1 pseudogene is annotated in these 205 nt (G+C 68.8%); it reads left to right on the top strand.

Going from position 1 to position 205, the window contains the following annotated elements:
* Positions 1-205 (top strand): annotated as a pseudogene (locus FJ658_RS15020) (MFS transporter); the annotation flags it as partial.

The following is a 205-nucleotide window of genomic DNA, read 5'->3' as shown; positions in this document are numbered from 1 at the left end:
GGCGGCCCGACATCCTGCTGGTGTTCGCGATGGTCTTCCTCACCGGCACCCTCGGCTACAACTTCCCCATCTACACCTCGACGATGGCGAAGGTGGAGTTCGGGGAGGGGCCGTCGGAGTTCGGCTGGTTGTCGTCGGCACTCGCGGTCGGATCGGTGGCGGGTGCGCTGATCGCGGCCCAGCGCGAGCGTCCGCGGTTGCGCAC

Source organism: Schumannella sp. 10F1B-5-1 (assembly GCF_006517535.1).
Taxonomy (GTDB): Bacteria; Actinomycetota; Actinomycetes; order Actinomycetales; family Microbacteriaceae; genus Schumannella.
The sequence above is the reverse complement of the archived record's forward strand: the minus strand, read 5'-3'. Positions and strand labels throughout refer to the sequence as shown.